Here is a 24,642-nt window from a genome sequence, read left to right on the forward strand (position 1 = left end):
CGCCCTCAGCGTTTTTCCATCGACTCCACCACGCGCCGCACGGCGGTAGCAAAGTACTTCACCGCTACCGCCCGCGGCGCCCCACGCCGCCACAGCAATCCCGGCGTCCGCTGCGGCGTCGGGCTTTCCAGCGGGATGAAGCGCAAGTCTTCGTTGCCGAGGTCGGCGCTCTCGCCGATCACTGCCGCAATATCCAGTCCCCCCGCCGATCCCACCCCCGCCTGCCGCACCAGCTCGAGCATCGGCGCGATCGAATTCAGTTCCGCAATGACCAAAGGCTCCGCGCCCGCCGCGCGAAAGCATTCGTCGAGCAGTTGCCGCGTGGCGAAGTACCGCGGCAGCAGCACCATGCGCAGCCCATGCAGTTCGACCATGCGCGCGCGCCGGCGGCCCGCCATCGGGTGATTGGCGGCAACCACGAGCTTCAGCTCCTCGTTGTACAGCGGCTCGAAGCGCAACGCATCGGTCTGCGCGGGACGGTATGAGACGCCGAGGTCGAGCTCGCCGTTGGCGAGACGGGCGGCGATCTCCGCGGCCGACAGCTCTTCCACGATCACGCGGACGGACGGATAGCGCGTCAGGAACGAGGAGACGCACTGCGGGATCAGGCGGATATTGAAGCTGTGGGTCGCGCCCACGCGGATCTCGCCCGCGAGCGGCCCCTGCTCGTCGCGCACCGCATGCAATGCCTGATCGACCTGCCTCAGCGCCGGACCGATATGCAGCAGCAGCGTCTCTCCCGCCTCGGTCATCGTCACGCGCTTGCCGATGCGGTTGAACAGCGCCTGCCCGATCTCCTCCTCCAGCTGCCGGATCTGGTGCGATAGCGTGGATTGCGTCACGTGCATGCGCTCGGCGGCGCGCGTGAAGCTCAGCGTGTCGGCCAGCGCCTCGAAGTAGCGAAGGTGTCGGAGTTCCATGCCGCGATGGTAGCGCGTCATCATCGATGGTGTCGATGCATAGCAGAGAAATTCATCACTGTTATCTGTGCATCGCACCCCATAGACTGGTTGCCACAACAATGCACGGAGACATGCGCCATGAAGATTGGCAAGGAAACCATTCCGCGTACCGCGATCAGCACTTCCAACACCGAAACCATCGTCGTGCGCGGCGCGGACCTGTGCCGGGACCTGATCGGCAAGCTCAGCTTCACCGAATACTTCTACTTCCTCGTCACCGGCGAACGCCCGACGCGCGCGGCCGTGCGCGTGATCGACGCCACGCTGGTCGCCATCGCGGAGCATGGCCTTGTCCCGAGCGTGCAGGCCAGCCGCATGACGCTCGCCGCGGCACCCGATGCGCTGCAGGGTGCGGTGGCCGCGGGCATCCTCGGCTGCGGCTCGGTGATTCTGGGTGCATCGGAAACCGCGGGCGTGATGCTGCACGAGGTCTTGCAACGCGTACAGAACGGCGAGTCGATCGACGATGCCGCGCGCGCGGTCATCACCGCCTATCGCGCCGAGCGCCGCGCGATTCCGGGCTATGGCCATCCGCTGCACAAATCGCGCGACCCGCGCGTGGCCGCGCTGTTTGCCGTGGCGCGCGAGGCCGGCGCCGATACCGTGTACGTCGATATCGCCGAAGCGATCGAGACCGTGATTCCGGACATCGTCGGCAAGGACCTGCGCCTCAACGTATCGGCCGCGATCCCGGCCGTGCTGCTCGGCGTGGGCTTTCCGCTCAATGCGCTCAAGGGCGTGCCGATCCTCGCGCGCACGGGCGGCCTCATCGCCCACCTCAGCGAGGAGCTGCGTCAGTCGATCGGCTTCGCGCTGTCGTACCAGGCCACGCGGGAACTCGTCTACACGGGCGACACGCCGGCCGGCTTCGACCGCGACGCCTGAGCGATATCGATTTCGGAGACACCATGAGCAAAGTACTCGCGGGCCTCAAGGTCCTCGAACAAGGCACCTTCATCACGGGTCCCGCCTGCGGCATGCTGCTGGGCGACCTCGGTGCCGACGTGATCAAGATCGAACAGCCGGAGACGGGCGACCCGTTCCGTGCCTTCGAAGGCGGCCTCTACAGCCCGCACTTCCAGACGTACAACCGCAACAAGCGTAGCCTCACGCTCAATACCAAGAACCCCGAAGATCTCGAGGTTTTCGACCAGCTGATTCGCGAGGCGGACGTCTATATCCAGAACTTTCGTCCCGGCGCGGCCGAGCGGCTCAATGCGGGCGAGGCGCGCCTGCGCGAGATCAATCCACGGCTGATCTATTGCGCGATCAGCGGGTTTGGCGCGACGGGCCCGGCCGCCAGGCGGCCGAGTTACGACACCGTGGCGCAGGCGGCGAGCGGCTTCCTGGGCCTGCTCGTCAACCCCGCTAATCCGCGTGTGGTCGGTCCCGCCATCGCCGATTCGATGACCGGCTTCTATGCGACCTACGGCATCCTCGGCGCGCTCTACGAGCGCAACCGGACCGGCGTCGGCCGCAAGGTCGAGGTGTCGATGCTCGAGGCAATGAGCCACTTCAATCTGGACGCCTTCACGCATTACTATTCCGCGGGCGAGGTCATGGGGCCTTACAGCCGGCCGAGCGTGTCGCAGTCGTATGTGCTGGAATGCGCGGACGGCAAATGGGTCGCGTTGCACATGTCGTCGCCCGAGAAGTTCTGGCAGGGTCTGGCCAATGCCATCGAGCGGCCCGATCTGTTCCAGGATCCGCGCTTCGCGACACGCAAGGCGCGCATCGATCATCAGGAGACGCTCATCGAACTGCTGGGCGAACTGTTCCGGCAACGCACGCGCGCGGAGTGGTGCGCGCGGCTCGAAGCGGAGGACGTGCCCCATGCGCCGATGTATGACACGAGCGAGGCGCTCGAGGACCCGCAGGCCCGGCATCTGGAATTGCTGGTCACGGGCCAGCATCCGACGCTCGGGGAGTTTCGCACGGTGCGCAGCCCGGTGTCGTTCGATGGCGAGCGCGCGCTGGACGTGACGCCGCCACCGTTGCTGGGCGAACATGACGAGGAGATTCGCGCGCAGTTGAAACGCCGTACCTGAATAACAACCACCGCACGACGGAGGAGACATGAAACAAACCATACGCGCGGCGCTGGCCGCATGCCTCATGGCATCGGGACTGGTGAGCGCGCCGGTCCACGCCGAAGACTATCCCACGCGTCCGATCCGGATGATCGTGCCGTTCGGCGGAGGCACTTCCACCGACCTGATCGCGCGCGTCGTCAGCGAAGGCATGGCGAAGAAGCTCGGGCAGCCCGTGGTGGTGGAAAACCGCGCGGGCGCGGGCGGCGCGATCGGCACCGACTTCGTCGCCAAGTCGAAGCCGGATGGGTACACGCTGACGCTCGGCACCGTCGGCACGCACGCGATCAACAAGGCGCTGTATCGCAAGCTGCCGTACGACCCGGACAAGGACTTCACGTACCTGGGCATGCCGGGCTACACGCCGACGCTGCTCGTGGTGCGCGCGGAAGCGCCCTACAAGAACCTCGCCGAACTCGTGGCCTATGCGAAGGCCAATCCGGACAAGCTGTCGTTCGGGTCGGCCGGTAACGGCACCTCGGGCCATCTCGCCGGCGAGCTGCTCAAGTCGATGGCGGGCGTGAACATGACGCACGTACCGTTCAAGGAAGGCGGTCAGGCACTGACGGCCGTGCTGGGCGGACAGGTGGACTTCATGTTCTATCACCCGGTGGCGGTGCTGCCGTACCTGAAGGCGAACAAGCTGCGCGCGCTGGCCGCCAGCAGCCAGCGCCGCTCGTCGGCGGCACCGAACGTGCCGACCGTCGCGGAATCAGGCTATCCAGGCTTCGACCTGACCGCATGGTTCATCCTCGCGGCGCCGGCGGGCCTCGATGCGCCGACGCGGACCAAACTGCTGCAGACCGTCTCGAACGTGCTGCAGGACCCGGCGGTACATCAGCAGCTGGTGGCGCAGGGGCTGGAGGCGAATACGCTCGAGCCCGGGCAGTTGCAGGGCTTCGTGGATGGAGAGGTCCGCAAGTGGACCGAGGTGGTGAAGAAGAGCAACGCGCAGGTCGATTGAAGCGGGGGCGTAAAAAAGGCCGGGTGGAGTCGAGGCTCTGCCCGGCCTTCTTTTGCGCCTTCTTTACGCTTTGCTGTACACGTAAGCCCCACGCCCGGTCTTGCGACCGAGGTATCCGGCGGCGACCATCTCGCGCAACAGCATCGCCGGCCGATACTTCGGATCGGCGAATTCGGTGTACAGCACCTCCATCACCGCGAGCATCGTATCGAGGCCGATCATGTCGGCCAGCGCCAGCGGGCCGATCGGATGATTGCAGCCGAGCTTCATCCCTTCGTCGATCTCCTCGGCCGATGCCAGGCCTTCCCCGAGCACGCAGAACGCCTCGTTGATCATCGGGCAGAGGATGCGGTTCACGACGAATCCCGGGCTGTTCTTCACCGTGATCGGATACTTGCCGAGGCGCTTCGCGAGGTCTTCCACGGCCGCATGCGTGGCATCGCTCGTTGCAAGACCGCGGATCAGTTCGACCAGCGCCATCATGGGCACCGGGTTGAAGAAATGCATGCCGATGAAGCGATCGGCGCGCGCCGTCGCGGCGGCGAGCTTCGTGATCGAGATCGACGACGTGTTCGATGCGATGATCACGCCGTCGCCGACCAGCGCGTCGATCTGCTTCAGGATCTTGACCTTGAGCTCGTGGTTCTCGGTGGCCGCCTCGATCACGATGTCGGCGCGCTTGAGGTCATCGTAGGCAGTGCTGCCCTGGATGCGCGACAGCGCCGCGGTCTTGTCGGCCTCCGTCGCCTTTTCCTTCTTGATCAGCCGGTCCAGGCTGCCCGCCACGGTGGCGATGCCTTTCTGCACGGCCGCGTCATTGATGTCGACCATCACCACATCGAGTCCCGCCACCGCGCATGCCTGCGCGATACCGTTGCCCATGGTGCCGGCACCGACGATGCCCACTGTCTTGATCTGCATGTTGGATCCCTTCGATGAATGGATGCGCGTGTCGATCGTGGCGTCAGCCGTTCAGTTCCGACAACGCGGTGATGAGTCGTTGCGCGTGGTCCTTCAGCACGTCCGCTTCCTGCTGTTCGCGCGCATGGCGGCGGAACGACTGGTCCGTGTAGCGCGGCAGCACGTGGAAATGGATATGCGGCACGGTCTGGCCCGCGGCCTCGCCGTTGAACTGCGTGACGAGCAGGCCGTCCGGCGAGAATGCCTTGTTCACCGCCCGCGCGATGCGCTGCGTGGTGTGGATCGCGGCGGCGGCGGCTTCCGGCGAGAGGGTCAGGATGTCGGGCGCGCCTTCCTTCGGCACCACGAGCGTGTGGCCGTCGGCCTGCGGCATGATGTCCATGAATGCGATGGTGTGCGCGTCTTCATAGACCTTGTAGCAGGGCAGTTCGCCGCGCAGGATGCGCGCGAAGATGTTGGCGGCGTTGTATTCAGGGGATTGGTAAGACATGGCAATCTCGTGACGGGTTCATGGCAGGGGGCGCAGCCTTCGAGTGTAGCGCAGCGCTCCCCTTGCCGAAACCCGCCTTTTACATGTTGCGGCGATATTGTCCGCCCACCTCGAACAGCGCATGCGTGATCTGGCCAAGCGAGCACACGCGCACGGCGTCCATCAGCACGGCGAACACGTTGCGGTTCTCGATGACGGCTTCACGCAGCTGCTGAAGCATCGCGGGCGCGTCGGCGGCGTGGTCGCGCTGGAAGGCCTCGAGCCGCCGCAGCTGGCTCTGCTTCTCTTCCTCGCTCGATCGCGCGAGTTCGATGGTCTGCGGCACGGGGTCCGATTCCGGATTGCGGAACGTGTTGACGCCGATGATTGGCAGCGTGCCGTCGTGCTTGAGCTGCTCGTAGTAGAGCGACTCCTCCTGGATCTTGCCGCGCTGATAGCCCGTCTCCATCGCGCCGAGCACGCCGCCGCGCTCGGCGATGCGCTCGAACTCGCGCAGCACCGCCTCCTCGACGAGGTCCGTGAGTTCCTCGATCAGGAACGCGCCCTGATTCGGGTTCTCGCACTTGGCCACGCCCCACTCGCGATTGATGATGAGCTGAATCGCGAGCGCGCGGCGCACGGATTCTCCCGTTGGCGTGGTAATGGCCTCGTCGTACGCGTTGGTGTGCAGCGAATTGCAGTTGTCGTAGATGGCGATCAACGCCTGCAACGTGGTGCGGATATCGTTGAAGTCGATCTCCTGCGCATGCAGCGATCGGCCCGAGGTCTGGATGTGGTACTTGAGCTTCTGGCTGCGCTCGTTCGCGCCGTACTTGTCCCGCATCGTCACGGCCCAGATGCGGCGCGCGACGCGGCCCAGTACGCTGTACTCGGGGTCCATGCCGTTGGAGAAGAAGAACGACAGGTTCGGCGCGAAGTCGTCGATATGCATGCCACGCGCGAGGTACGCCTCGACATACGTGAAGCCGTTGGACAGCGTGAAGGCAAGCTGCGAGATCGGATTCGCGCCGGCCTCGGCGATGTGATATCCGGAGATCGACACCGAATAGAAATTGCGCACCTGATGGTGGACAAAGTACTCCTGGATGTCGCCCATCACCTTCAGCGAAAACTCGGTGGAAAAGATGCAGGTGTTCTGGCCCTGATCCTCCTTGAGGATGTCCGCCTGCACCGTGCCGCGCACGTTCTGCAGCACCCAGGCGCGGATCTTCGCTTCCTCGTCGGCCGTGGGCTCGCGCGCGTTGTCGGCGCGGAAGCGCTCGAGCTGCTGGTCGATGGCCGTGTTCATGAACATCGCCAGCAGCGTCGGGGCGGGCCCGTTGATCGTCATCGACACCGAAGTGCTCGGGCTCGTGAGGTCGAAGCCGTCGTAGAGCACCTTCATGTCGTCGAGCGTGGCGATGGACACGCCCGAATTGCCGACCTTGCCGTAGATGTCCGGCCGCAGATGCGGGTCCTCGCCATACAGCGTGACGGAGTCGAACGCGGTGGACAGCCGCTTGGCGTCCATGCCTTCCGAGACCAGCTTGAAGCGGCGGTTCGTGCGGAAGGCGTCGCCCTCGCCGGCAAACATGCGCGTCGGGTCCTCGTTCTCGCGCTTGAACGCAAAGACGCCCGCCGTGTACGGAAAACTGCCCGGCACGTTCTCGCGCATGAGCCAGCGCAGCACCTCGCCGTCGTCCTCGAAGCGCGGCAGCACGACCTTGCGGATCTTGGTGCCGGACAGTGTCGTTGTGACGAGGGCCGTGCGAATCTCCTTGTCCCGGATCTTCACGACGTACTCGTCGCCACTGTAGGCCGCGCGCATCTGCGGCCACATCGCGAGAAGCTTGCGTTCGACCGCGCCCATGGCGGCATCGCGTTCCGCCGCAAGCGCAACGAGGCGATCATCGCCGTTCCCGCTTTCGGAGGCCGTGAGCATGCGATGCGCCTCGCGCAGCTGCTGCCGTTCGCGGGCCAGCCGCGACTGCTCGGCCACGCGCCGGTGATAGCCCCGCACGCTGTCGGCAATCTCGGCAAGGTAACGGTTGCGTGCCGGCGGCACAATCACGTTCTGACCCGTCGAGATGCGTCCCGCCGGCTTCGGCAGCGTGCCGGCCGAGGGTGCCGGCAACCCGTGCGCGGCCAGCGCTTCGCGCAGGCCCTGATAGAGCATCGTCACGCCGTCGTCATTGAAGCGCGACGCCTGCGTGCCATAAACGGGCATTTCGTCGGGCTTCGCATGCCACTGCTCACGATTGCGCTGCACCTGCTTGGCCACATCGCGCCACGCGTCCTGCGCGCCCTTGCGGTCGAACTTGTTGATCGCGACGAAGTCCGCGAAGTCGAGCATGTCGATCTTCTCGAGCTGGCTCGCGGCGCCGAACTCGGGCGTCATCACATAGAGTGACAGATCCACGTGGGGCACGATCGCCGCGTCGCCCTGGCCGATGCCGGACGTCTCCACGATCACGAGGTCGAAGCCCGCCACGCGGCACGCCGCCACCACGTCGGGCAGCGCCTGAGAAATCTCGGAGCCCGCGTCGCGCGTGGCCAGCGAACGCATGAAGATGTTCGGATGGTCGATGGCATTCATGCGAATGCGATCGCCGAGCAGCGCGCCGCCGGATTTACGGCGCGACGGGTCGATCGAAATCACGGCGATCGACAGCGCGTCCCGCTCGTCGAGGCGGAAGCGGCGAATCAGTTCGTCGGTCAGCGACGATTTGCCGGCGCCACCCGTACCCGTAATGCCAAGCACGGGGACCTTCGCGGCCTTCGCCTGCGTGTGCATGGCGCTGACCAGCGCCGGATCGGCCTTGCCGTTTTCCAGCGCGGTGATCAGTTGCGACAGCGCGCGGCGGTCGCCCGCCTGAACGCCGTCGAGCGTGGTGGGCGCATAGCGCGTGAGGTCGATATCGCAGCGCTGGACCATGTCGGCGATCATGCCGGCGAGGCCGAGGCGCTGTCCGTCTTCGGGGCTGTAGATGCGCGCGACGCCGTACGCCTGGAGCGCGCGGATTTCTTCGGGCACGATCACGCCGCCGCCGCCGCCGAATACCTGGATGTGTTCGCCGCCATGCTCGCGCAAGAGGTCGATCATGTACTGGAAGTACTCGACGTGCCCGCCCTGATAGCTCGAGATCGCGATGCCCTGCGCGTCTTCCTGCAGCGCGGCGTTCACCACTTCCCGCACCGAGCGGTTGTGGCCGAGGTGGATCACCTCGCAGCCATGCGATTGCAGGATGCGCCGCATGATGTTGATCGACGCGTCGTGGCCATCGAACAGCGAAGCCGCCGTGACGAAGCGCACCTTGTTGGCCGGGGTCCGGCTGGCATCCTGCGCGGACGCGGGCTGGGCCGCCGTCCTGCTGACATCCGAAAGATCAGTCATGGTCTCCACCGCTCGGTCTGTGACTGGGCAACCGCCGGCCGGCGACATCTGGGGTCGCTCTGGCCGGGTTCGGTGGATTATATGACGTTACTTGACGCTTACGTAAACGTAACGTTTGGACGGCGCGCAAGTTTTCGACTGCCCGCCTGGCGAACGCCGATCACGACACGCGCGGGCAGGCGCCGTAGGCGACCGTGCGCGTCATGCGCGCCACCGCGCGGCGCGCAAGCCGCAGCACGCGCCACGTCGACCAGCGCGCGGCGGGCTCCGACAGGACGAAGCGGGCAGGGCCGCCCTCGCCGGACAGCCAGACCATCTCGCCTTCGCGCAATATGTGCTCGGCGCCCGGCCGGAGCCAGATATCCGCTGGCATGCCTTCCACCGTCAGCCACAGCATGCCCTCCAGCGCCAGCACGCGCTGATCGTGCGCCGCGCGCCAGTTCACGAGCGCGCCCGGTTCGTTCAATTCGAATGTCCTCAGTTCTCGCATGGCCAATCTCCTTCTGCAGCCAAGGCGCCGCGACAGCGGAGCCATGCTGCCATTATTCATGGCCTGCACTACAATCCCATGTACAGTTCCGAACAGTTTTAGATGCACTGTTCAGTAGTTTTCTCTGACAGTTGATGTGCTGGACGACAAAGCAAGGGGATTCATGAAGCTGACGCTCGACGCCACGACCGGCGTGCCGCTGACCGAACAGATCGTCAACGCGGTCCGCGCGTGGATCGGCTCGCGCGAAGCGCGGCCCGGCGCCAAGCTGCCGTCGATCCGCCAGCTTGCCGCCGACCACGGCATCAGCCGCTTTCCGGTCATCGAAGCCTACGATCGCCTTGTGTCGCAGGGGCTGCTGGACTCGCGGCAGGGCTCCGGCTTCTATGTCGCGGACAGCCCGCTCTCCGGCCGCGCGATGCGCGGCTGGTCCGATCCCAGCCTCGCCGAGGATCTGTCGGACCACATCATCGAGCAGTTCCATCACCCCTACGGCAGGCTCAAGCTCGCGGGCGGCTTCGTCCCCGAGTCGTGGCGCGACATCGACGGACTGACCGCGGCCATCCGCCACGTCTCGCGGCACGATGTCGACAGCCTCATCCATTACGCAACGCCGCTGGGCCTGCCCGAACTGCGCCAGCACGTGCTGAACCGCGTGCGGCAGGTGGGCGTCGAGGCCGAGATTTCGCAGGTGCTGATCACGAATGGCGCGAGCCAGGCGATGGACCTCGTGGTGCGTCATCTGCTGAAGCCCGGCGACACCGTGTTCGTCGAAGATCCTGGCTACTACAACCTGTTCGGCCTGCTCCGGCTTCATGGCGTCAAGCTGGTCGGCGTGCCGCAGACGCCGGACGGTCCCGATCCCGACGCGGCGGAGGCGCTGCTCCGCGAGCACAAGCCCAAGCTGTTCTTCACCAACAGCATCCTGCAGAACCCGACCGGCTCGACGCTCGCGCCGCGCGTCGCGTTCCGGCTGCTCGAGCTCGCGCGCAGGCACGACTTCCGCTTCGTCGAGGACGACATCTTCTCGGACTTCCAGACGCAGTTCACCGATCGGCTCGCCACGCTCGACCAGCTCGAGCACGTGATCTATATCGGCGGATTCTCGAAGACCATCTCCGCCGCGCTACGCGTGGGATACGTCGTCGCGAGCAAGCCGCTGATCAAGGCGCTCGCCGATGTGAAGGTGCTCACAAGCGTGGCGGGGTCCTATTTCGCGGAAGCCGTCACGGCCTGCCTGCTGGAGCGCGGCTCGTATCGCAAGTACGTGGACCGCCTGCGGCTGCGCACGCGCGAGGTCACCGCGCATGCGGTGGACACACTTGCCGACTGCGGCTGGGAAGTATTCTGCGAACCGGCGGGCGGCAACTTCCTGTGGACGCGCCCGCGGGGCATCGAGGACTCGCGCGAACTGCTGGCGATCGGCGAGCGGCATGAGGTGAAGATCGCGCCGGGCAATTTCTTCCGGCCCGGTGGCGAAACGACGCCATGGGTGCGCGTGAATTCGGCGTACGTGAGCGAACCGCGCGCGCTGGCGTTCCTGCGCGAGGCGGGCGGCAAGCGCTGAGCGCCTCGAGCGCCTTGAGCGCGCCGAGGGTGCGTCTACTCGCCGTACTGCCGTAGCCCTTCCAGATCCAGTACCTCGATCACGCCATAGTCCACCCGCACGAGCCCCTGCTGCTCGAGTACCTTGAGCGCCTGGTTCGCGCGCTGCCGCGAGATGCCCGCGAGCAGGCCGATCTCCTCCTGCGAGATCTCGATCGTGTTGCCGAGGCCCGGATAGAGCTGCTCGTTGAACAGGGACGACACCGCGCGCGCGACGCGCGAGTCGATGTCTAGCAGCCGTTCGTATTCCACGGCGGCGATGAACTGCCCAAGCCGCTCGTTGAACTGCGTCAGCAGGAAGCGCGTGAACGGCAGGCTCGTTTCAAGCAGCCATTGGAACGTCTCGCGCGGAATGAAGGCGATGCGCGAGCGGCGCAGGGCCATCACGTCGTACTTCCGTACTTCCGACTTGAGCACGGCGCCTTCGCCGAACCAGCCGCCGGTGGGCACGCCCGTGAAGGTCACCGACTTGCCCGATGGCGAAACGGTCGTGATCTTGACGATGCCCTCGACCACGCCGAGCCAGTGTTCGGCCATATCGCCCTTGTGCACGACGTAGTCGCCCTGTTCGTACTCGCGCACCACTGTCACGGCGCGGACATGTTCGCGCTGTGCCGCGCTCAGATCGCGGGCCCATACGCAGCGGTCGATCAAATCGTTGGTGCTGACATTCTGCATCGGCGCGGCTCTCCCGTAGGGATTAACCCGAGATTGTCACCGGCGCGACAACCCCGCCAAATTCCATGGGCTATCGTACCGATACATCACAGGGACAGCGGGGCGCGTGCCAGACAGGACAAGGCACGGCGGGCAATTGATGCGGTGCGGCAGAGCGCACGGCATCGCCCAGTATAGCCACCGCGCCAATGGCTTGATACCCGGGCGTGCCCCCACAGGCGGCACAGGAGGTGAAGCGATGCAGCAGTCGTTTGCAGCGACGCCGTCGGCGGCGACCTTCCCGCGATTACTGCTGGAGCACGCGCGGCAACGCCCGTCGCATCCGGCCTATCGCGAGAAGGACCTCGGCATCTGGCAGACCCACGACTGGGCCCAGGTGGCGCGGGAGGTGCGCGAAGTTGCGTGCGGTCTCGCCGCGCTGGGCTTCAAGCGGGGCATGAACCTCGCGGTGATCGGCGACAACCGGCCGCGTCTCTACTGGGCCATGACCGCCGCGCAGGCGCTCGGCGGCGTGCCCGTGCCGCTTTATCAGGACGCGATCGCCAACGAGATGGTCTATGTGCTCGACGACGCGGAGATCGACTTCGCTGTCGTCGAGGACCAGGAGCAGGTCGACAAGCTGCTGGAAGTCGAGGCGCAGCTCGCCGCCCGCGGCCGCGCCGTGCGGCATCTGATCTACGAAGACACGCGCGGCCTGCGCGACTACGATCATCCGTCGCTGCTGTCGTACGAACGCCTGCAGGAAATCGGGCGGGAATACGATGCCACGCATCCCGGCTTGTTCGACGAAGCGGTGGCCGCGGGCCAGCCCGGCGATACCGCGATCATCCTCTATACGTCCGGTACCACGGGCAAGCCGAAGGGCGTGTGCCACGCGCATGAAGGGCTGATCGGCGCCGCGCAAAACGGCTGCGGGTTCGACGGACTCGGTCCCGGCGACGACGTGCTGTCATACCTGCCGATGGCATGGGTCGGCGACAACCTGTTCTCGTACGCGCAGGCCATGGTGGCGGGCTTCACGGTCAACTGCCCGGAGTCGCGCGAGACGGTGATGACCGATCTGCGCGAGATCGGCCCGACGTACTACTTCGCGCCGCCGCGCATCTACGAAGGTCTGCTCACGCAGGTGATGATCCGCATGGAAGATGCGGGGTGGATCAAGCGCAAGCTGTTCCACTGGGCGATGGCCGTCGCGCGCCGCTGCGGCGCCGACCTGCTGGACGGCCGTGCCGTCGCGCTGGCCGATCGGCTGCGTTATGCGGTGGGCGCGGTGCTGATCTACGGTCCGCTACGCAACGTGCTGGGCATGAGCCGCATCCGCGTCGCCTACACCGCCGGCGAGGCGATCGGTCCCGACCTGTTCCGCTTCTACCGCTCGATCGGCGTGAACCTCAAGCAGTTCTATGGGCAGACCGAGACCTGCGCCTACGTGTGCCTGCAGCCCGACGGACAGGTGAAGTTCGATTCCGTGGGACCGGCGGCGCCCGGCATGGAGATCCGCATCGCCGAGAACGGCGAGGTGCTCGTGCGCGGCGTGGGCCTGCTCAAGGAGTATTACAAGCGCGCCGACGCCACGCGGGAGGCGATCAACGACGAAGGCTATTTCATGACCGGCGACGCCGGCGTGATCGACGCCGACGGCCACCTGAAGATCATCGACCGCGCGAAGGACGTCGGCAAGCTCGCCGACGGCTCGATGTTCGCGCCGAAGTACATCGAGAACAAGCTCAAGTTCTTTCCGTACATCAAGGAGGCGGTGGCCTTCGGCGCCGGACGCGAACACGTCTGCGCCTTCATCAATATCGACTTCGACGCGGTCGGGAACTGGGCCGAACGGCGCCATCTGCCGTATGCAGGCTACGTCGATCTCGCGGGACAGCCGGATGTGATCGCCATGATCGCGGAATGCGTCGCGCAGGTGAATGCGGACCTTGCCGCCGATCCGATGCTGGCGGGCTCGCAGATCGCGCGCTTCCTGATCCTGCACAAGGAACTGGACCCTGACGACGATGAGCTCACGCGCACGCGCAAGGTGCGCCGCGGGTTCATCGCGGAGAAGTATGCGGTGCTCGTCGATGCGCTCTATGCGGGCGTGCCGGAGCAGTTCATCGAGACGCGCGTCAAGTTCGAGGACGGACGCGAGGGCAGCGTGTCGGCGACGCTGAAACTGGTGGAGGCCAAACGGCTTCCGCCCGGCGTCGCCACGCGCGCAGCCTAACCCGACCGGAGCGACGGCATGACACAGATGGCACGGACCCGCGCGGACGGCCCCCCGACGGCGGGCGCGCACACTACGACCGGCCCGATCGCCTCGCCCGCGCAGGGTGCGGGCGGCCCCCACACACCTCACACGCCTTGTGCGGAAGTGCGGCCCGGCGAAGCGCTGGACCCCCGCATGCCGGCGCGCGCGCACACGCGCGGCGACGTGATTCTCGACCTCCAGCACATCTCGTTGTCGTTCGGCGGCGTGAAGGCGCTCACCGATATCTCGTTCGACGTCTGCGAGCACGAGATCCGCGCGATCATCGGGCCCAACGGCGCGGGCAAGAGTTCGATGCTCAACGTGATCAACGGCGTGTATCACCCGCAGCAGGGACGCATCGTATTTCGCGGCGAAGAGCGGCGGCAGATGCATCCCACCGCGGCCGCGCGGCAGGGCATCGCGCGCACGTTCCAGAACATCGCGCTGTTCAAGGGCATGACGGTGCTGGACAACATCATGACGGGACGCAACACGCTGTTCCGCTCCGGCATCTTCGCGCATGCGCTGTGGTGGGGACCCGCTCGCGCGGAGGAGATGCGCCATCGCCGGAAGGTCGAGGAGGTGATCGATTTTCTGGAAATTCAGGCCATCCGCAAGACACCGGTGGGTCGGCTGCCCTACGGTTTGCAGAAGCGCGTGGAGCTGGCGCGCGCGCTCGCCGCGGAGCCATCGATGCTGCTGCTCGACGAACCGATGGCCGGCATGAACGTCGAGGAAAAGCAGGACATGTGCCGCTTCATTCTCGACGTCAACCAGCAGTTCGGCACGACCATCGTGCTGATCGAGCACGACATGGGCGTGGTGATGGACATCTCGGACCGCGTCGTCGTGCTGGACTACGGCAAGAAGATCGGCGATGGCACGCCGGAAGAGGTCAAGGCCAACCCCGACGTGATTCGCGCGTATCTAGGCGCTTCGCACTAACGCCAGCAGGCTGACGACATGACCTTCTTCTTCGAAATCCTGCTGGGCGGTTTGCTGTCGGGCCTGATGTATTCGCTCGTCGCGCTCGGCTTCGTGCTGATCTACAAGGCGTCCGGCGTCTTCAACTTCGCGCAGGGTGCGATGGTCTACTTCGCCGCGCTTGCGGTGGTGGGCCTGATGGACAAGGGCATGCCGATGTGGGCGGCCGTCATCGGCGCGTTCTTCGTGATGGTGATCGTCGGCATCGGCACCGAACGGCTCGTGCTGCGCAAGCTCGTCAACCAGCCGCCGATCACGCTGTTCATGGCGACGATCGGGCTTTCGTTCTTCCTCGAAGGCCTGGGGCCGCTGCTGTTCGGCAACGAAGTGCGGCCGATCCAGCTGGGCATCGTCGATGAGCCGATCGAATCGATCCTCACGCACTTCAACATCGTGATCTCGAAGTTCGACCTTGCTGCCGCCGGCATCGCCGCCGTGCTCGTCGCCACGCTCGCGCTGTTCTTCCAGTACACGAAGGTCGGCCGCGCATTGCGGGCGGTGGCCGACGACCATCAGGCGGCGCTGTCACTGGGCATTCCGCTGCAGCATATCTGGGCGATCGTGTGGGGCGTGGCGGGCTTCGTTGCGTTGGTAGCAGGGATGCTCTGGGGCTCGCGCAATGGCGTGCAGTTCGCACTGACCCTCACCGCGCTCAAGGCGCTGCCGGTGCTGATCCTCGGCGGCTTTACGTCGGTGCCCGGCGCGATCGTGGGCGGGCTGATCATCGGCGCGTCCGAGAAGCTTGCCGAGATCTATATTCCACCGGTGTTCCAGTCGATGTTCGGCGGCAACTTCGGCGGCATCGAGGGATGGTTTCCCTATGTGTTTGCGCTGCTGTTCCTTCTCGTCAGGCCGGAGGGCCTGTTCGGGGAGAAACACATCGACCGCGTCTGACGGCCTACCAGGGAGTCAACATGCTCTATCGTGAAGCCGGCCAGTTCAAGACATCGTACGTCGCGGACAGCCAGATCTTCCCCATCCGCCAGGACCGCATCGGCTTCGCCGTGCTGATGGCGGTGGCCTTCATCGCCGTGCCGTTCCTCGGCAGCGAATACTGGTTCAGCGCGATCCTGATCCCATTCCTGATCTTCTCGCTGGCCGCGCTCGGCCTCAACATCCTCACGGGCTATGCGGGGCAATTGTCGCTCGGGACGGCGGCGTTCATGGCCGTGGGCGCGTACGCCGCCTACAACTTCCAGCTGCGCATCGAAGGCCTGCCCGTGCTGCTCACGTTCGTGCTGGCGGGCCTGTCGGCGGCGCTGGTGGGCGTGGCATTCGGCCTGCCTTCGCTGCGCATCAAAGGCTTCTACCTCGCCGTCGCCACGCTCGCCGCGCAGTTTTTCGTGGTGTGGGCACTGACCAAGTTTCCCTGGTTCTCCAACAACAGCTCGTCGGGTGTGATCACCGCACAGCGGCTGGACCTGTTCGGCCTGCCGCTCGACACACCCGTGCGCAAGTACCTGTTCGTGCTCGGCGTGGTCACCGTGCTGGCGCTGCTCGCCAAGAATCTTGTGCGGTCGGCCACGGGACGCGCATGGATGGCGGTTCGCGATATGGACGTGGCTGCGGAGGTCATCGGCATTCCCCTGATGCGGACGAAGCTGCTTGCGTTTGCCGTGAGTTCGTTCTACTGCGGCGTGGCCGGCGCGCTTTACGCGTTCTGCTACCTCGGCTCGGTCGAGCCAGACGGTTTCTCGCTCGACCTGTCTTTCCGCGTGCTGTTCATGATCATCATCGGCGGCGTGGGCAGCATTCTCGGGTCGTTCCTCGGCGCGGCGTTCATCCTGCTGCTGCCGATCTTCCTGGACAACACGCTGCCGGCCATCGCTTCCACGCTCAACCTGCCGTTCACGAACGCCACCGTCTCGCATATCCAGCTGATGGTGTTCGGTGGGCTCATCATTTTCTTCCTGATCGTCGAACCGCATGGGCTGGCGCGGCTGTGGCAGATCGGGAAGGAGAAGCTGCGCTTGTGGCCTTTCCCGCATTGAGTCAGAAAAACAAACATCAGAACAGGAGACAGTCATGGCATTCGAGATCCGCAACTTGTGGCGTGCCGCGCTCGCGGCAGGCACCGCCATGGCGCTGCTCGCGCCGGCCGGCGCCGCGTTCGCGCAGGCCACCGAGCAGTTCGTCGCGCTGCCCAGCTATCGCGTCGGTCCGTACGGCGCCAACGGCCAGTCGTTCTACGGCGGCTTCATCGACTACCTCAACTACGTCAACCTCAAGGACGGCGGCGTCAACGGCGTCAAGCTGTCGTGGGAAGAGTGCGAGACCGAGTACAACAACGCCAAGGGCGTCGAGTGCTACGAGCGCCTGAAGGCGAAGAACGCGACGACGAAGGGAACGGCCTATCACTCGATGTCGACGGGCATCTCGTACGCGCTCGTCGACAAGACCGCCGCCGACAAGGTGCCGCTCGTCATGATGGGCTATGGCCGCACGGACGCCGTGGATGGCACCGTGTTCCCGTATGCGTTCCCGCTCGTCACCACGTATCAGATGCAGGTGTCGGCGATCGTGAAGTACCTGCAATCGAAGAGCGGCGGTTCGCTCGCGGGCAAGAAAATCGTCTACCTCTATCACGACTCGGCGTATGGCAAGGAGCCGATCGTTGCGCTGCAGGCGGAATCGAAGCTTAACAAGTTCAACCTCGTCGAGATTCCCGTCGCGCACCCCGGCAACGAGCAGGGCGCGCAATGGCTGCGCATCCGCCAGGAGAATCCGGACTACGTGATCTTCTGGGGCTGGGGCGTGATGAACCAGACGGCGCTCAAGGCCGCGCAGAAGGTCGGCTTCTCGCGCGACAAGATGATCGGTTCATGGTGGGCTGGCTCCGAAGAGGACACCGTCCCCGCGGGCGATGCGGCCAAGGGCTACATGAGCGCGACGTGGAACGTGGCGGGCCGTAACGTGCCGCTGATCTCGGACATCGACAAGGTGGTCTACGGCGCCAGCAAGGGCAACATGCAGGACCGCAACAAGGTCGGCTCGGTGCTCTACAACCGCGGCGTGTCGGCGGCCGTCGTCACCGTGGAAGCCATCCGCGTGGCGCAGGACAAGTTCGGCAAGGGCAAGGTCATGAACGGCGACCAGATGCGGTGGGCGTTCGAGAATCTCAACGTGACCAATGCGCGGCTGCAGCAGCTCGGCGCGACGGGCCTGCTGCCCGAGATCAAGACGTCATGCGAGAACCACGAGGGGTCGGGCAAGGTGAAGATCCAGCAGTGGGACGGCAGCAAGTGGGTCGTCGTGTCGGACTGGATCGAGGGCAACAAGGCGCTGATCCACCCGCTGTTCAAGGCCACCGCGGCGCAGTACGCCAAGGAAAAGGGCATCACGCCGGGTTGCGTGAAGTCCTGACACGGGCTCCATCATGCTGACCGTCAACAACATCGAGGTCATCTACGACCACGTGATCCTTGTGCTCAAGGGCGTCTCCCTCGAGGTGCCCGAGGGCCGCATCGTGGCATTGCTCGGCGCCAACGGCGCCGGCAAGACCACCACGCTCAAGGCGATCTCGAATCTGCTGCACGCCGAGCGGGGCGACGTGACCAAGGGATCGATCACGTACCAGGGCAATCGCGTCGACCGGCTCACGCCGAACGACCTCGTGCGCCGCGGCGTCATCCAGGTCATGGAGGGCCGCCACTGCTTTGCACACCTGACGATCGAGGAGAACCTGCTGACGGGCGCCTACACGCGGGGGCTGTCGCGCGCCGCCACGCGCGACGAGCTCGAGAAGATCTACGGGTACTTTCCGCGCCTGAAGACGCGGCGCAAGTCGCAGGCCGGCTACACGTCGGGTGGCGAGCAGCAGATGTGCGCGATTGGCCGGGCGATGATGGCCAAGCCCGCGATGATCCTGCTCGACGAACCGTCGATGGGCCTCGCGCCGCAGATCGTTGAGGAGATCTTCGAGATCGTGCGCGACCTCAACGCGCGCGAACGCGTGAGCTTTCTTCTGGCCGAGCAGAACACGATGGTCGCGCTGCGCTACGCCGACTACGGCTACATCCTCGAGAACGGCCGTGTCGTGATGGACGGCGACGCCGAGTCGCTGCGCACCAACGAGGACGTCAAGGAGTTCTACCTCGGTGTGGCGGCCAACGATGCGGAAGGCGCGGCGCGCAAATCGTTCCGCGACGTCAAGAGCTATCGCCGGCGCAAGCGCTGGCTGGCATGAAGGATCGATCCATGGAGCAGGCCCATTTCGACACCCTGGAGACGCGCGAGCCCGAGGTCCGCGAGCACGCGCAGATGGCGGCGCTATCGCGGCAGGTCGCGCATGCGCAGTCGCACGCGCCGTACTTTGCCGAACTGCTCGGCCATGTCGATGCGCGCGCCGTTGGCACACGCGAGGCGCTCGCGCGGTTGCCCGTCACGCGTAAGTCCGACCTCACCGCGCGGCAGCGCCTTGCCCCGCCGCTGGGCGGGCTCAACGCGACGCCCATCGGCGGCCTTCGCCACCTGTTCCGCTCGCCGGGGCCCATCCACGAACCCGATGGCCATGCGGGCGACTGGTGGCGCGTGGCGCGCGCGATGTTCGCCGCGGGCTTCCGCTCAGGCGAGCTCGTCTACAACACGTTTTCGTATCACTTCACGCCCGCCGGCATGATGATGGAAACGGGCGCGCATCAGCTGGGATGCTGCGTGTTTCCGGCGGGCGTCGGGCAGACCGAGTCTCAGGTGGAAGCCCTGGCCAGCCTGCAGCCGTCCGCCTACGCGGGAACGCCGTCGTTCCTGAAGCTGCTGATCGAGCGCGGCGCGGAGATGGACCTGCGTTGCGCGAGCCTGACCAAGGCACTGGTGTCGGGCGAGGCGTGCCCGCCGCCGCTGCGCGCGTGGCTGCATGACCACGGCATTACCGCGCGGCAGATGTATGGCACCGCCGATGTGGGCCTCATTGCGTACGAGACCGATGGCGGCGACGGCTGGGTCGTCGATGAAGGCGTGCTCGTGGAGATCGTCGAGCCCGGCGGCACGAAGCCGATGCCCGAAGGCGAGACCGGCGAGGTAGTAGTGACCGTGCTTGGCAATGGCGACTATCCGCTGATCCGCTTCGGGACGGGCGACCTCTCGGCGATCGTGGCCGATTCCGCGCAACGGGCGAGTCCGTGCGGACGCACCAATATCCGGCTCAAGGGCTGGCTAGGCCGCGCGGACCAGACCACGAAGGTCAAGGGCATGTTCGTCTATCCGGGGCAGGTGGCGGAGGTCGTACGGCGCCATCCCGAGATCCGCGCGGCACGGCTCGTCGTCACGGGCACGGTCGGCGCGGACGTGATGACGCTGCACTGCGATGCCACGCGCGAGGACGCCGCGCTGGCGACGGCGATCGGCACGTCGATCCGGGAGGTCATGCGGCTGCGCGGAGAGGTGGCTTTCGTGCCGGCCGGTTCGCTGCCGCAGGACGGCAGGACCATCGAGGACGCGCGGCGCTACGATTGAAGCCGGTCCTGCTAGGACTGGGAGGATCGGCCTTCGGATTGGCGCGTGGAAAGGCCGGACGGCGCCCGCGTGGGCAACCGCAGCATCCAGACACTGACCGCCAGCGCAATGCCGATCAGCGTCAGGGACGCATAGGGTCGCGCTCGCAAAAACCACGCCGTGGTGCCCATCGACACCCACATGGTGGAGAGCGCGAATACCTTGGCGCGCCAGGGAATGGCGCGATGCGTCTGCCAGTCGAGGATGGTTGGCCCGAAACGGGGATGCGTGACGAGCCACGAATGGAAGCGCCGGGAGCCGCGCGCGAAGCATGCTGCGGCCAGCAGGACGAAGGGCGTGGTCGGCAGCAGCGGCAGGAAGATGCCGATAACGCCGAGCACGAGGCTGATAACGCCCAGCGCGACCCAGAGCGCGCGCACGGCGCGTACGAGGCGCGGACCACCCTGCGCGTCGTCGAGGGGAATGTCCCGCGAAACGTCAGGCGTTGGCTTGCGGGATGGCGAGCCGGGCTCTTGCGGCATCGTATTCGGTCTTCATGCGCGCGACGATCTCGCCCGCGGTTGGCACATCGTGGATCTGGCCCACGCCCTGGCCTGCTCCCCAGATGTCTTTCCACGCCTTGGCCTTGGAAGACCCGCTCGAAAAGTCCATCTTGGTCTTGTCCGCGACGGGCAGGTTCTCGGGGTCCAGCCCCGAGTTCAAGATGCTCTCGCGGATGTAGTTGCCGTGCACGCCGGTGAACAGGTTGGTGTAGATGATATCCGCCGCCGCCGAATGCGTGATCGCGTGCTTGTATTCCGGGCTCGCGTGCGCCTCCTGCGACGCGATGAAACGCGTGCCCACGTAAGCGAAATCCGCGCCCATGGCCTGCGCGGCCAGCACCGCGTCGCCCGTGGCGATCGAGCCCGACAGCGCGATCGGGCCGTCGAAAATCCGCCGCACTTCGCCCACGAGCGCGAACGGCGAGAGCATGCCCGCGTGGCCGCCCGCGCCCGCCGCGACGAGGATCAGCCCATCCACCCCGGCTTCGATGGCCTTCTCCGCGTGGCGCAGGTTGATCACGTCGTGCAGCACGATACCGCCGTAGCTGTGCACGGCATCGATCATCTCCTTGACCGGCGCGCGCAGCGACGTGATGAAGATCGGCACCTTGTGTTCGACGCACACCTTCACGTCATGCTCGAGCCGCGCATTGGACGCGTGCACGATCTGGTTCACGGCGATCGGCCCCACGCGCGCCCCCGGATTTGCCGCCACGTGCGCGGCCAGCGCTTCCTGCATCGTCGTCAGCCACTCGTCGAGCAGTTCCGCGGGGCGCGCATTCAGCGCCGGGAACGCGCCCACGATGCCCGCCTTGCATTGCGCAAGCACGAGTTCGGGATAGCTCACGATGAACATCGGGGAGGCGATGACGGGCAACGTCAGGTTTTGCAGGACCGGCGGCAGGTGCTTGGCGGCGGGCATGAGGTCTCCTTTTTTACGAACGATCGTTCGATGACCGGTCGATTATAGGGAGTTTCGCGGGCAAAAAAATACCCCGCAGGGTTCTAACCTGCGGGGCAATTACCACGAAGACTGATAAGAAGAGGCGGTGGGGCACCTGCCAATGCGTCCACCGCGAAACGAATCATAGGTGGCCATTGTTACCGTCCCAAGACAATCGGCTTCAGATCTTTTCCAGCAGCAGGCCCTTGAGATATTCGCCTTCCGGGAATGCCGCGGACATCGGATGATCCGTGCCGGCCGACAGCCGGCGCAGGATGCGCGCATCGGCGCGCGCGTCGGTCACGGCGCCCGCCACGATCTTCTGGAACAGTTCCATGCTGATCGCGCCCGAGCACGAGTACGTGAACAGCAGGCCGCCAGGCCGCAGCAGCTGCATGCCGACGAGGTTGATTTCCTTGTACGCGCGCGCCGCGCGGTCGATATGCTGCGCCGATGGCGCGAACTTCGGCGGATCGAGCACGATCAGGTCGAACTGGCGGCCCTCCGCGCGGAAATTGCGCAGCGTCTTGAACACATCCGCGTCCAGCCACGTCGCGCGTTCCGCGTCGAAGCCGTTCAGCGTTACGTTGTTCGCCGCGATCTTGAGCGCCTCGCCGGACGAGTCGATCGACGTCACCGCCGTCGCGCCGCCACGCAGCGCGGCCAGCGAGAATCCGCCCGTGTAGCAGAAGCAGTTCAACACCTCGCGTCCCTGCGCGAGATCTCCGACCAGCTTGCGGTTGTCGCGTTGGTCCACGTAGAAACCCGTCTTGTGACCGTTGCGCACGTCTACGTAATACCGCACGCCATGCTCGGTCACCGATAGTGCGGGATCGGGCTCGGCGCCCGCGAGCACGCCGGTCACGAGGGGCAGGCCCTCGCGTTCGCGCACGGCCGCGTCGGAGCGCTCGTACACGTTCGGGCAGCCCGTCTCCTTCACCAGGGCCTGCACGATCGCGGTCTTCCACTGCTCCACGCCGGCCGAGTTGAACTGGCACACGAGCTGGCCGCGTTCGCCATTGCCGTAGTAGTCGACGATGAGGCCAGGGATCCGGTCCGATTCGCCGAACACGAGGCGCACGGCGTCGGTGTCGCGCACCCATTGCCCGCGATGCGCGATCGCCGCCGACACACGGCGCTTGATCAGCGCGTGATCGACGGGTTCGTCCTCGTCGAAGGTCCACACGCGCGCGCGAATCTGCGATTCGGGGCTATAGGCCCCGCGCGCGAGAAAGCGGCCGTCCGCGGCACGGATGGTCACCGTGGCGCCCGGTTCGCAGCGGCCGCTCGTCGTGGCGATGCCCGTGGCATAGACCCACGGGTGGCGCCGGAGCAGGGACTTCTCCTTGCCCGGCTTGAGGGTGATCACATTCACTTACATCACCACCTTGACCATCGGGTGTGAGCTCAGCGCGCGATACAGGTTGTCGAGCTGTTCGCGGCTCGTCGCCCGCACGGTCACCGTCAGCCCCAGATAGTTGCCGTTGCGCGACGGGCGCATTTCCATCTTGCCCGCATGAAACTCGGGATCGAACCCCTGCACGACGCCCACGATGGTTTCGGCGAAGCCGTCCTGCATCGCGCCCATCACCTTGATGGGGAAATCGCTCGGGTATTCGATCAGCGACTCGCGCGGCGTTACGCCTTCGGTCGCGTCGGTCGCATCGTTCGTGTCTTTCGGATCGTTGCTCATGTCGTCTGTCCTCAACGAATTACTTGCGCTTGAACCAGAGACGGATCGTGTCCCACAGGCGGCCGAAGAAACCGGCCTCGGGCACTTCCTCGAGCGCAACCACCGGGAACTCTCCGACCTTCGTATTGCCGTCCATCAGCTTGACGGTGCCGACCTGCTGGCCCGCCGAGATCGGCGCGATCAGCAGTTCCTGGCGCTCCAGCACAGGCTTGAGGCGGCCGCCGGTGCCCTTCGGCACGGTCACGAACGTCTCGGTGGCCACACCGATCTTGACGGTACCCGACTTGCCCTTGTAGATGTCCGGCGTCGCGAGCACCTGGCCCTTGTCGTACAGGCGCAGCGTGTCGAAGAACTGGAAGCCGTAGTTGAGGATCTTCAGGCTTTCCGCGGTACGCGTCTGCTCGCTCACGGTGCCGATCACGATCGACACGAGGCGGCGCGAGCCGTTCGGCACATTGGCGAGCGGGCGCTTGGCCGACGAGATCAGGCAGTAGCCGGCCGACTTCGTATGGCCGGTCTTCACGCCATCGACGGTCGGGTCGATGTAGAGCAGGCGGTTGCGGTTCGGCTGCCTGATCTTGTTATAGGTGAACTCCTTCTGCGAGTACATCGGATAGTACTCGGGGAAGTCGTTGATCAGGCGCGTGGTCAGCGTGGCCAGATCCACGGCCGTCGTGTAGTGGTTCGGGTCGGGAATCCCGTCCGTGTTCGTGAAGTGCGTGCCCTTGAGGCCCATGCGCGCGGCCTCGTCGTTCATCATCTTGACGAAGCCTTCCTCCGAGCCGCCCACGGCCTCGGCCAGCGCGAGCGCGGCATCGTTGCCCGACTGCACGATCAGGCCCAGCAGCAGGTCCTGCACGCTGACGGGCTTGTTCGGCTCGATGAACATGCGGGACTCGTCGCTCTTGACCTTCAGCACGAGCGAGGTCGGCACCACGGTCTGCTCGAGCGTCAGGCGCTTTTCCTTGAGCGCGGCAAACGCGAGGTACGCGGTCATCAGCTTCGTCAGCGACGCGGGCTCGATTCGCATGTCCGCGTTCTGCGAGGCAAGGGCCTGGCCGCTCGTCACGTCGTAGAGCATCCAGGACTTGGCGGCAACCTGCGGCATCGGCACGCCCTGCGCGAGCACGGCCATGGGCGCGGTGGCCAGAGTGGCGGCGAGTGCGACGGCGGCGATGGGCGCGAGGTGCGGCATGGCTCTGTTCATCATTGTT

The 24,642-nt window shown here is 65.7% G+C and carries 22 protein-coding genes; 11 read left to right on the forward strand and 11 right to left on the reverse strand.

What is annotated here, in order from left to right; translation table 11 throughout:
* Positions 1-5 precede the first annotated feature (5 nt).
* Entirely contained in the window at positions 6-920 is a 915-nt protein-coding gene (locus tag KHP16_RS00750) for a LysR substrate-binding domain-containing protein (protein ID WP_211959432.1), read from the reverse strand.
* Positions 921-1,040: 120 nt separating this feature from the next.
* Here KHP16_RS00750 and KHP16_RS00755 point away from each other — a divergent pair, with 120 nt between their 5' ends.
* From KHP16_RS00755 to KHP16_RS00765, 3 genes are read left to right on the forward strand one after another with little or no spacing between them, the layout of a single operon-like run.
* The gene (locus KHP16_RS00755) at positions 1,041-1,847 is read left to right on the forward strand and encodes a citryl-CoA lyase (RefSeq protein ID WP_109582276.1); all 807 of its coding nucleotides are present in this window, start codon (positions 1,041-1,043) and stop codon (positions 1,845-1,847) included.
* A gap of 23 nt (positions 1,848-1,870) precedes the next feature.
* Entirely contained in the window at positions 1,871-3,010 is a 1,140-nt protein-coding gene (locus KHP16_RS00760) for a CaiB/BaiF CoA transferase family protein (protein ID WP_121492049.1), read from the forward strand.
* A gap of 28 nt (positions 3,011-3,038) precedes the next feature.
* The gene (locus KHP16_RS00765; RefSeq protein WP_211959433.1) at positions 3,039-4,016 is read left to right on the forward strand and encodes a Bug family tripartite tricarboxylate transporter substrate binding protein; all 978 of its coding nucleotides are present in this window, start codon (positions 3,039-3,041) and stop codon (positions 4,014-4,016) included.
* Positions 4,017-4,079: 63 nt separating this feature from the next.
* Here KHP16_RS00765 and KHP16_RS00770 read toward each other — a convergent pair whose 3' ends face one another.
* The 4 genes from KHP16_RS00770 to KHP16_RS00785 all read right to left on the reverse strand — a co-directional run bounded on the left by KHP16_RS00770 (position 4,080) and on the right by KHP16_RS00785 (position 9,290).
* Positions 4,080-4,937, reverse strand: a complete 858-nt coding sequence (locus KHP16_RS00770; RefSeq protein WP_179592692.1) for a 3-hydroxybutyryl-CoA dehydrogenase — start codon at positions 4,935-4,937, stop codon at positions 4,080-4,082.
* Between the two features lie 43 nt (positions 4,938-4,980).
* Positions 4,981-5,427: an HIT family protein gene (locus KHP16_RS00775; RefSeq protein ID WP_109582272.1), complete on the reverse strand. Its 447-nt coding sequence runs from the start codon at positions 5,425-5,427 to the stop codon at positions 4,981-4,983.
* 79 nt (positions 5,428-5,506) lie between these two features.
* On the reverse strand, positions 5,507-8,800 hold the full coding sequence (gene icmF / locus KHP16_RS00780) for a fused isobutyryl-CoA mutase/GTPase IcmF (protein WP_211959434.1): 3,294 nt from the start codon (positions 8,798-8,800) through the stop codon (positions 5,507-5,509).
* A 160-nt stretch (positions 8,801-8,960) separates the two neighbouring features.
* Positions 8,961-9,290 (reverse strand): DUF2917 domain-containing protein, encoded by a 330-nt coding sequence (locus KHP16_RS00785; protein ID WP_179592695.1) that lies wholly within the window; start codon positions 9,288-9,290, stop codon positions 8,961-8,963.
* A 163-nt stretch (positions 9,291-9,453) separates the two neighbouring features.
* On the opposite strand from KHP16_RS00785, the gene KHP16_RS00790 reads away from it, so the two are divergent.
* Positions 9,454-10,857 carry an aminotransferase-like domain-containing protein gene (locus tag KHP16_RS00790; RefSeq protein ID WP_109582269.1) on the forward strand — a complete coding sequence of 468 codons (1,404 nt, stop codon included), beginning with the start codon at positions 9,454-9,456 and terminating at the stop codon, positions 10,855-10,857.
* Between the two features lie 35 nt (positions 10,858-10,892).
* Here KHP16_RS00790 and KHP16_RS00795 read toward each other — a convergent pair whose 3' ends face one another.
* Positions 10,893-11,573 carry a Crp/Fnr family transcriptional regulator gene (locus KHP16_RS00795; protein ID WP_109582268.1) on the reverse strand — a complete coding sequence of 227 codons (681 nt, stop codon included), beginning with the start codon at positions 11,571-11,573 and terminating at the stop codon, positions 10,893-10,895.
* Between the two features lie 238 nt (positions 11,574-11,811).
* Between KHP16_RS00795 and KHP16_RS00800 the strand changes: the two genes are divergently transcribed.
* From KHP16_RS00800 to KHP16_RS00830, 7 genes are all read left to right on the forward strand, one after another.
* Positions 11,812-13,791, forward strand: a complete 1,980-nt coding sequence (locus tag KHP16_RS00800) for an AMP-dependent synthetase/ligase (protein WP_121492043.1) — start codon at positions 11,812-11,814, stop codon at positions 13,789-13,791.
* Between the two features lie 177 nt (positions 13,792-13,968).
* Complete coding sequence (locus tag KHP16_RS00805) at positions 13,969-14,760, forward strand: ABC transporter ATP-binding protein (protein ID WP_109582266.1); 792 nt, start codon at positions 13,969-13,971, stop codon at positions 14,758-14,760.
* A gap of 18 nt (positions 14,761-14,778) precedes the next feature.
* Positions 14,779-15,693, forward strand: coding sequence for a branched-chain amino acid ABC transporter permease (locus KHP16_RS00810; RefSeq protein WP_109582265.1), 915 nt, complete (start codon positions 14,779-14,781; stop codon positions 15,691-15,693).
* 20 nt (positions 15,694-15,713) lie between these two features.
* Positions 15,714-16,790, forward strand: a complete 1,077-nt coding sequence (locus KHP16_RS00815; RefSeq protein WP_109582264.1) for a branched-chain amino acid ABC transporter permease — start codon at positions 15,714-15,716, stop codon at positions 16,788-16,790.
* Between the two features lie 34 nt (positions 16,791-16,824).
* Positions 16,825-18,162 carry an ABC transporter substrate-binding protein gene (locus KHP16_RS00820; protein ID WP_109582263.1) on the forward strand — a complete coding sequence of 446 codons (1,338 nt, stop codon included), beginning with the start codon at positions 16,825-16,827 and terminating at the stop codon, positions 18,160-18,162.
* Positions 18,163-18,175: 13 nt separating this feature from the next.
* On the forward strand, positions 18,176-18,985 hold the full coding sequence (locus KHP16_RS00825; protein WP_109582262.1) for an ABC transporter ATP-binding protein: 810 nt from the start codon (positions 18,176-18,178) through the stop codon (positions 18,983-18,985).
* Between the two features lie 11 nt (positions 18,986-18,996).
* On the forward strand, positions 18,997-20,250 hold the full coding sequence (locus KHP16_RS00830) for a phenylacetate--CoA ligase family protein (RefSeq protein WP_211959435.1): 1,254 nt from the start codon (positions 18,997-18,999) through the stop codon (positions 20,248-20,250).
* 11 nt (positions 20,251-20,261) lie between these two features.
* On the opposite strand, the gene KHP16_RS00835 is transcribed toward KHP16_RS00830, so the two are convergent.
* The 5 genes from KHP16_RS00835 to KHP16_RS00855 form a co-directional block, all read right to left on the reverse strand.
* Positions 20,262-20,771 (reverse strand): YbaN family protein, encoded by a 510-nt coding sequence (locus KHP16_RS00835; protein WP_109582260.1) that lies wholly within the window; start codon positions 20,769-20,771, stop codon positions 20,262-20,264.
* On the reverse strand, positions 20,728-21,714 hold the full coding sequence (locus KHP16_RS00840) for an NAD(P)H-dependent flavin oxidoreductase (RefSeq protein ID WP_109582259.1): 987 nt from the start codon (positions 21,712-21,714) through the stop codon (positions 20,728-20,730). The genes KHP16_RS00835 and KHP16_RS00840 overlap by 44 nt, the downstream gene beginning before the upstream one ends.
* A 202-nt stretch (positions 21,715-21,916) precedes the next feature.
* On the reverse strand, positions 21,917-23,110 hold the full coding sequence (locus KHP16_RS00845; RefSeq protein ID WP_179592699.1) for a class I SAM-dependent rRNA methyltransferase: 1,194 nt from the start codon (positions 23,108-23,110) through the stop codon (positions 21,917-21,919).
* Entirely contained in the window at positions 23,111-23,428 is a 318-nt protein-coding gene (locus KHP16_RS00850; protein ID WP_109582257.1) for a DUF493 family protein, read from the reverse strand.
* Between the two features lie 19 nt (positions 23,429-23,447).
* The gene (locus KHP16_RS00855; RefSeq protein ID WP_109582256.1) at positions 23,448-24,638 is read right to left on the reverse strand and encodes a D-alanyl-D-alanine carboxypeptidase family protein; all 1,191 of its coding nucleotides are present in this window, start codon (positions 24,636-24,638) and stop codon (positions 23,448-23,450) included.
* Positions 24,639-24,642: the final 4 nt, after the last annotated feature.

This window comes from Cupriavidus plantarum, assembly GCF_905397285.1.
GTDB classification, from domain to species: domain Bacteria; phylum Pseudomonadota; class Gammaproteobacteria; order Burkholderiales; family Burkholderiaceae; genus Cupriavidus; species Cupriavidus plantarum.

Excerpts from the sequence above, each read along its gene's own strand:
- KHP16_RS00820 (WP_109582263.1), top strand. The coding sequence starts at position 16,825 with ATGGCATTCGAGATCCGCAACTTGTGGCGTGCCGCGCTCGCGGCAGGC.
- KHP16_RS00835 (WP_109582260.1), bottom strand. The coding sequence starts at position 20,771 with ATGCCGCAAGAGCCCGGCTCGCCATCCCGCAAGCCAACGCCTGACGTT.
- KHP16_RS00815 (WP_109582264.1), top strand. The coding sequence starts at position 15,714 with ATGCTCTATCGTGAAGCCGGCCAGTTCAAGACATCGTACGTCGCGGAC.
- KHP16_RS00850 (WP_109582257.1), bottom strand. The coding sequence starts at position 23,428 with ATGAGCAACGATCCGAAAGACACGAACGATGCGACCGACGCGACCGAA.
- KHP16_RS00775 (WP_109582272.1), bottom strand. The coding sequence starts at position 5,427 with ATGTCTTACCAATCCCCTGAATACAACGCCGCCAACATCTTCGCGCGC.
- KHP16_RS00805 (WP_109582266.1), top strand. The coding sequence starts at position 13,969 with ATGCCGGCGCGCGCGCACACGCGCGGCGACGTGATTCTCGACCTCCAG.
- KHP16_RS00800 (WP_121492043.1), top strand. The coding sequence starts at position 11,812 with ATGCAGCAGTCGTTTGCAGCGACGCCGTCGGCGGCGACCTTCCCGCGA.
- KHP16_RS00855 (WP_109582256.1), bottom strand. The coding sequence starts at position 24,638 with ATGATGAACAGAGCCATGCCGCACCTCGCGCCCATCGCCGCCGTCGCA.
- KHP16_RS00795 (WP_109582268.1), bottom strand. The coding sequence starts at position 11,573 with ATGCAGAATGTCAGCACCAACGATTTGATCGACCGCTGCGTATGGGCC.
- KHP16_RS00755 (WP_109582276.1), top strand. The coding sequence starts at position 1,041 with ATGAAGATTGGCAAGGAAACCATTCCGCGTACCGCGATCAGCACTTCC.
- KHP16_RS00770 (WP_179592692.1), bottom strand. The coding sequence starts at position 4,937 with ATGCAGATCAAGACAGTGGGCATCGTCGGTGCCGGCACCATGGGCAAC.
- KHP16_RS00750 (WP_211959432.1), bottom strand. The coding sequence starts at position 920 with ATGGAACTCCGACACCTTCGCTACTTCGAGGCGCTGGCCGACACGCTG.
- icmF (WP_211959434.1), bottom strand. The coding sequence starts at position 8,800 with ATGACTGATCTTTCGGATGTCAGCAGGACGGCGGCCCAGCCCGCGTCC.
- KHP16_RS00825 (WP_109582262.1), top strand. The coding sequence starts at position 18,176 with ATGCTGACCGTCAACAACATCGAGGTCATCTACGACCACGTGATCCTT.
- KHP16_RS00840 (WP_109582259.1), bottom strand. The coding sequence starts at position 21,714 with ATGCCCGCCGCCAAGCACCTGCCGCCGGTCCTGCAAAACCTGACGTTG.
- KHP16_RS00765 (WP_211959433.1), top strand. The coding sequence starts at position 3,039 with ATGAAACAAACCATACGCGCGGCGCTGGCCGCATGCCTCATGGCATCG.
- KHP16_RS00810 (WP_109582265.1), top strand. The coding sequence starts at position 14,779 with ATGACCTTCTTCTTCGAAATCCTGCTGGGCGGTTTGCTGTCGGGCCTG.
- KHP16_RS00760 (WP_121492049.1), top strand. The coding sequence starts at position 1,871 with ATGAGCAAAGTACTCGCGGGCCTCAAGGTCCTCGAACAAGGCACCTTC.
- KHP16_RS00830 (WP_211959435.1), top strand. The coding sequence starts at position 18,997 with ATGGAGCAGGCCCATTTCGACACCCTGGAGACGCGCGAGCCCGAGGTC.
- KHP16_RS00790 (WP_109582269.1), top strand. The coding sequence starts at position 9,454 with ATGAAGCTGACGCTCGACGCCACGACCGGCGTGCCGCTGACCGAACAG.
- KHP16_RS00785 (WP_179592695.1), bottom strand. The coding sequence starts at position 9,290 with ATGCGAGAACTGAGGACATTCGAATTGAACGAACCGGGCGCGCTCGTG.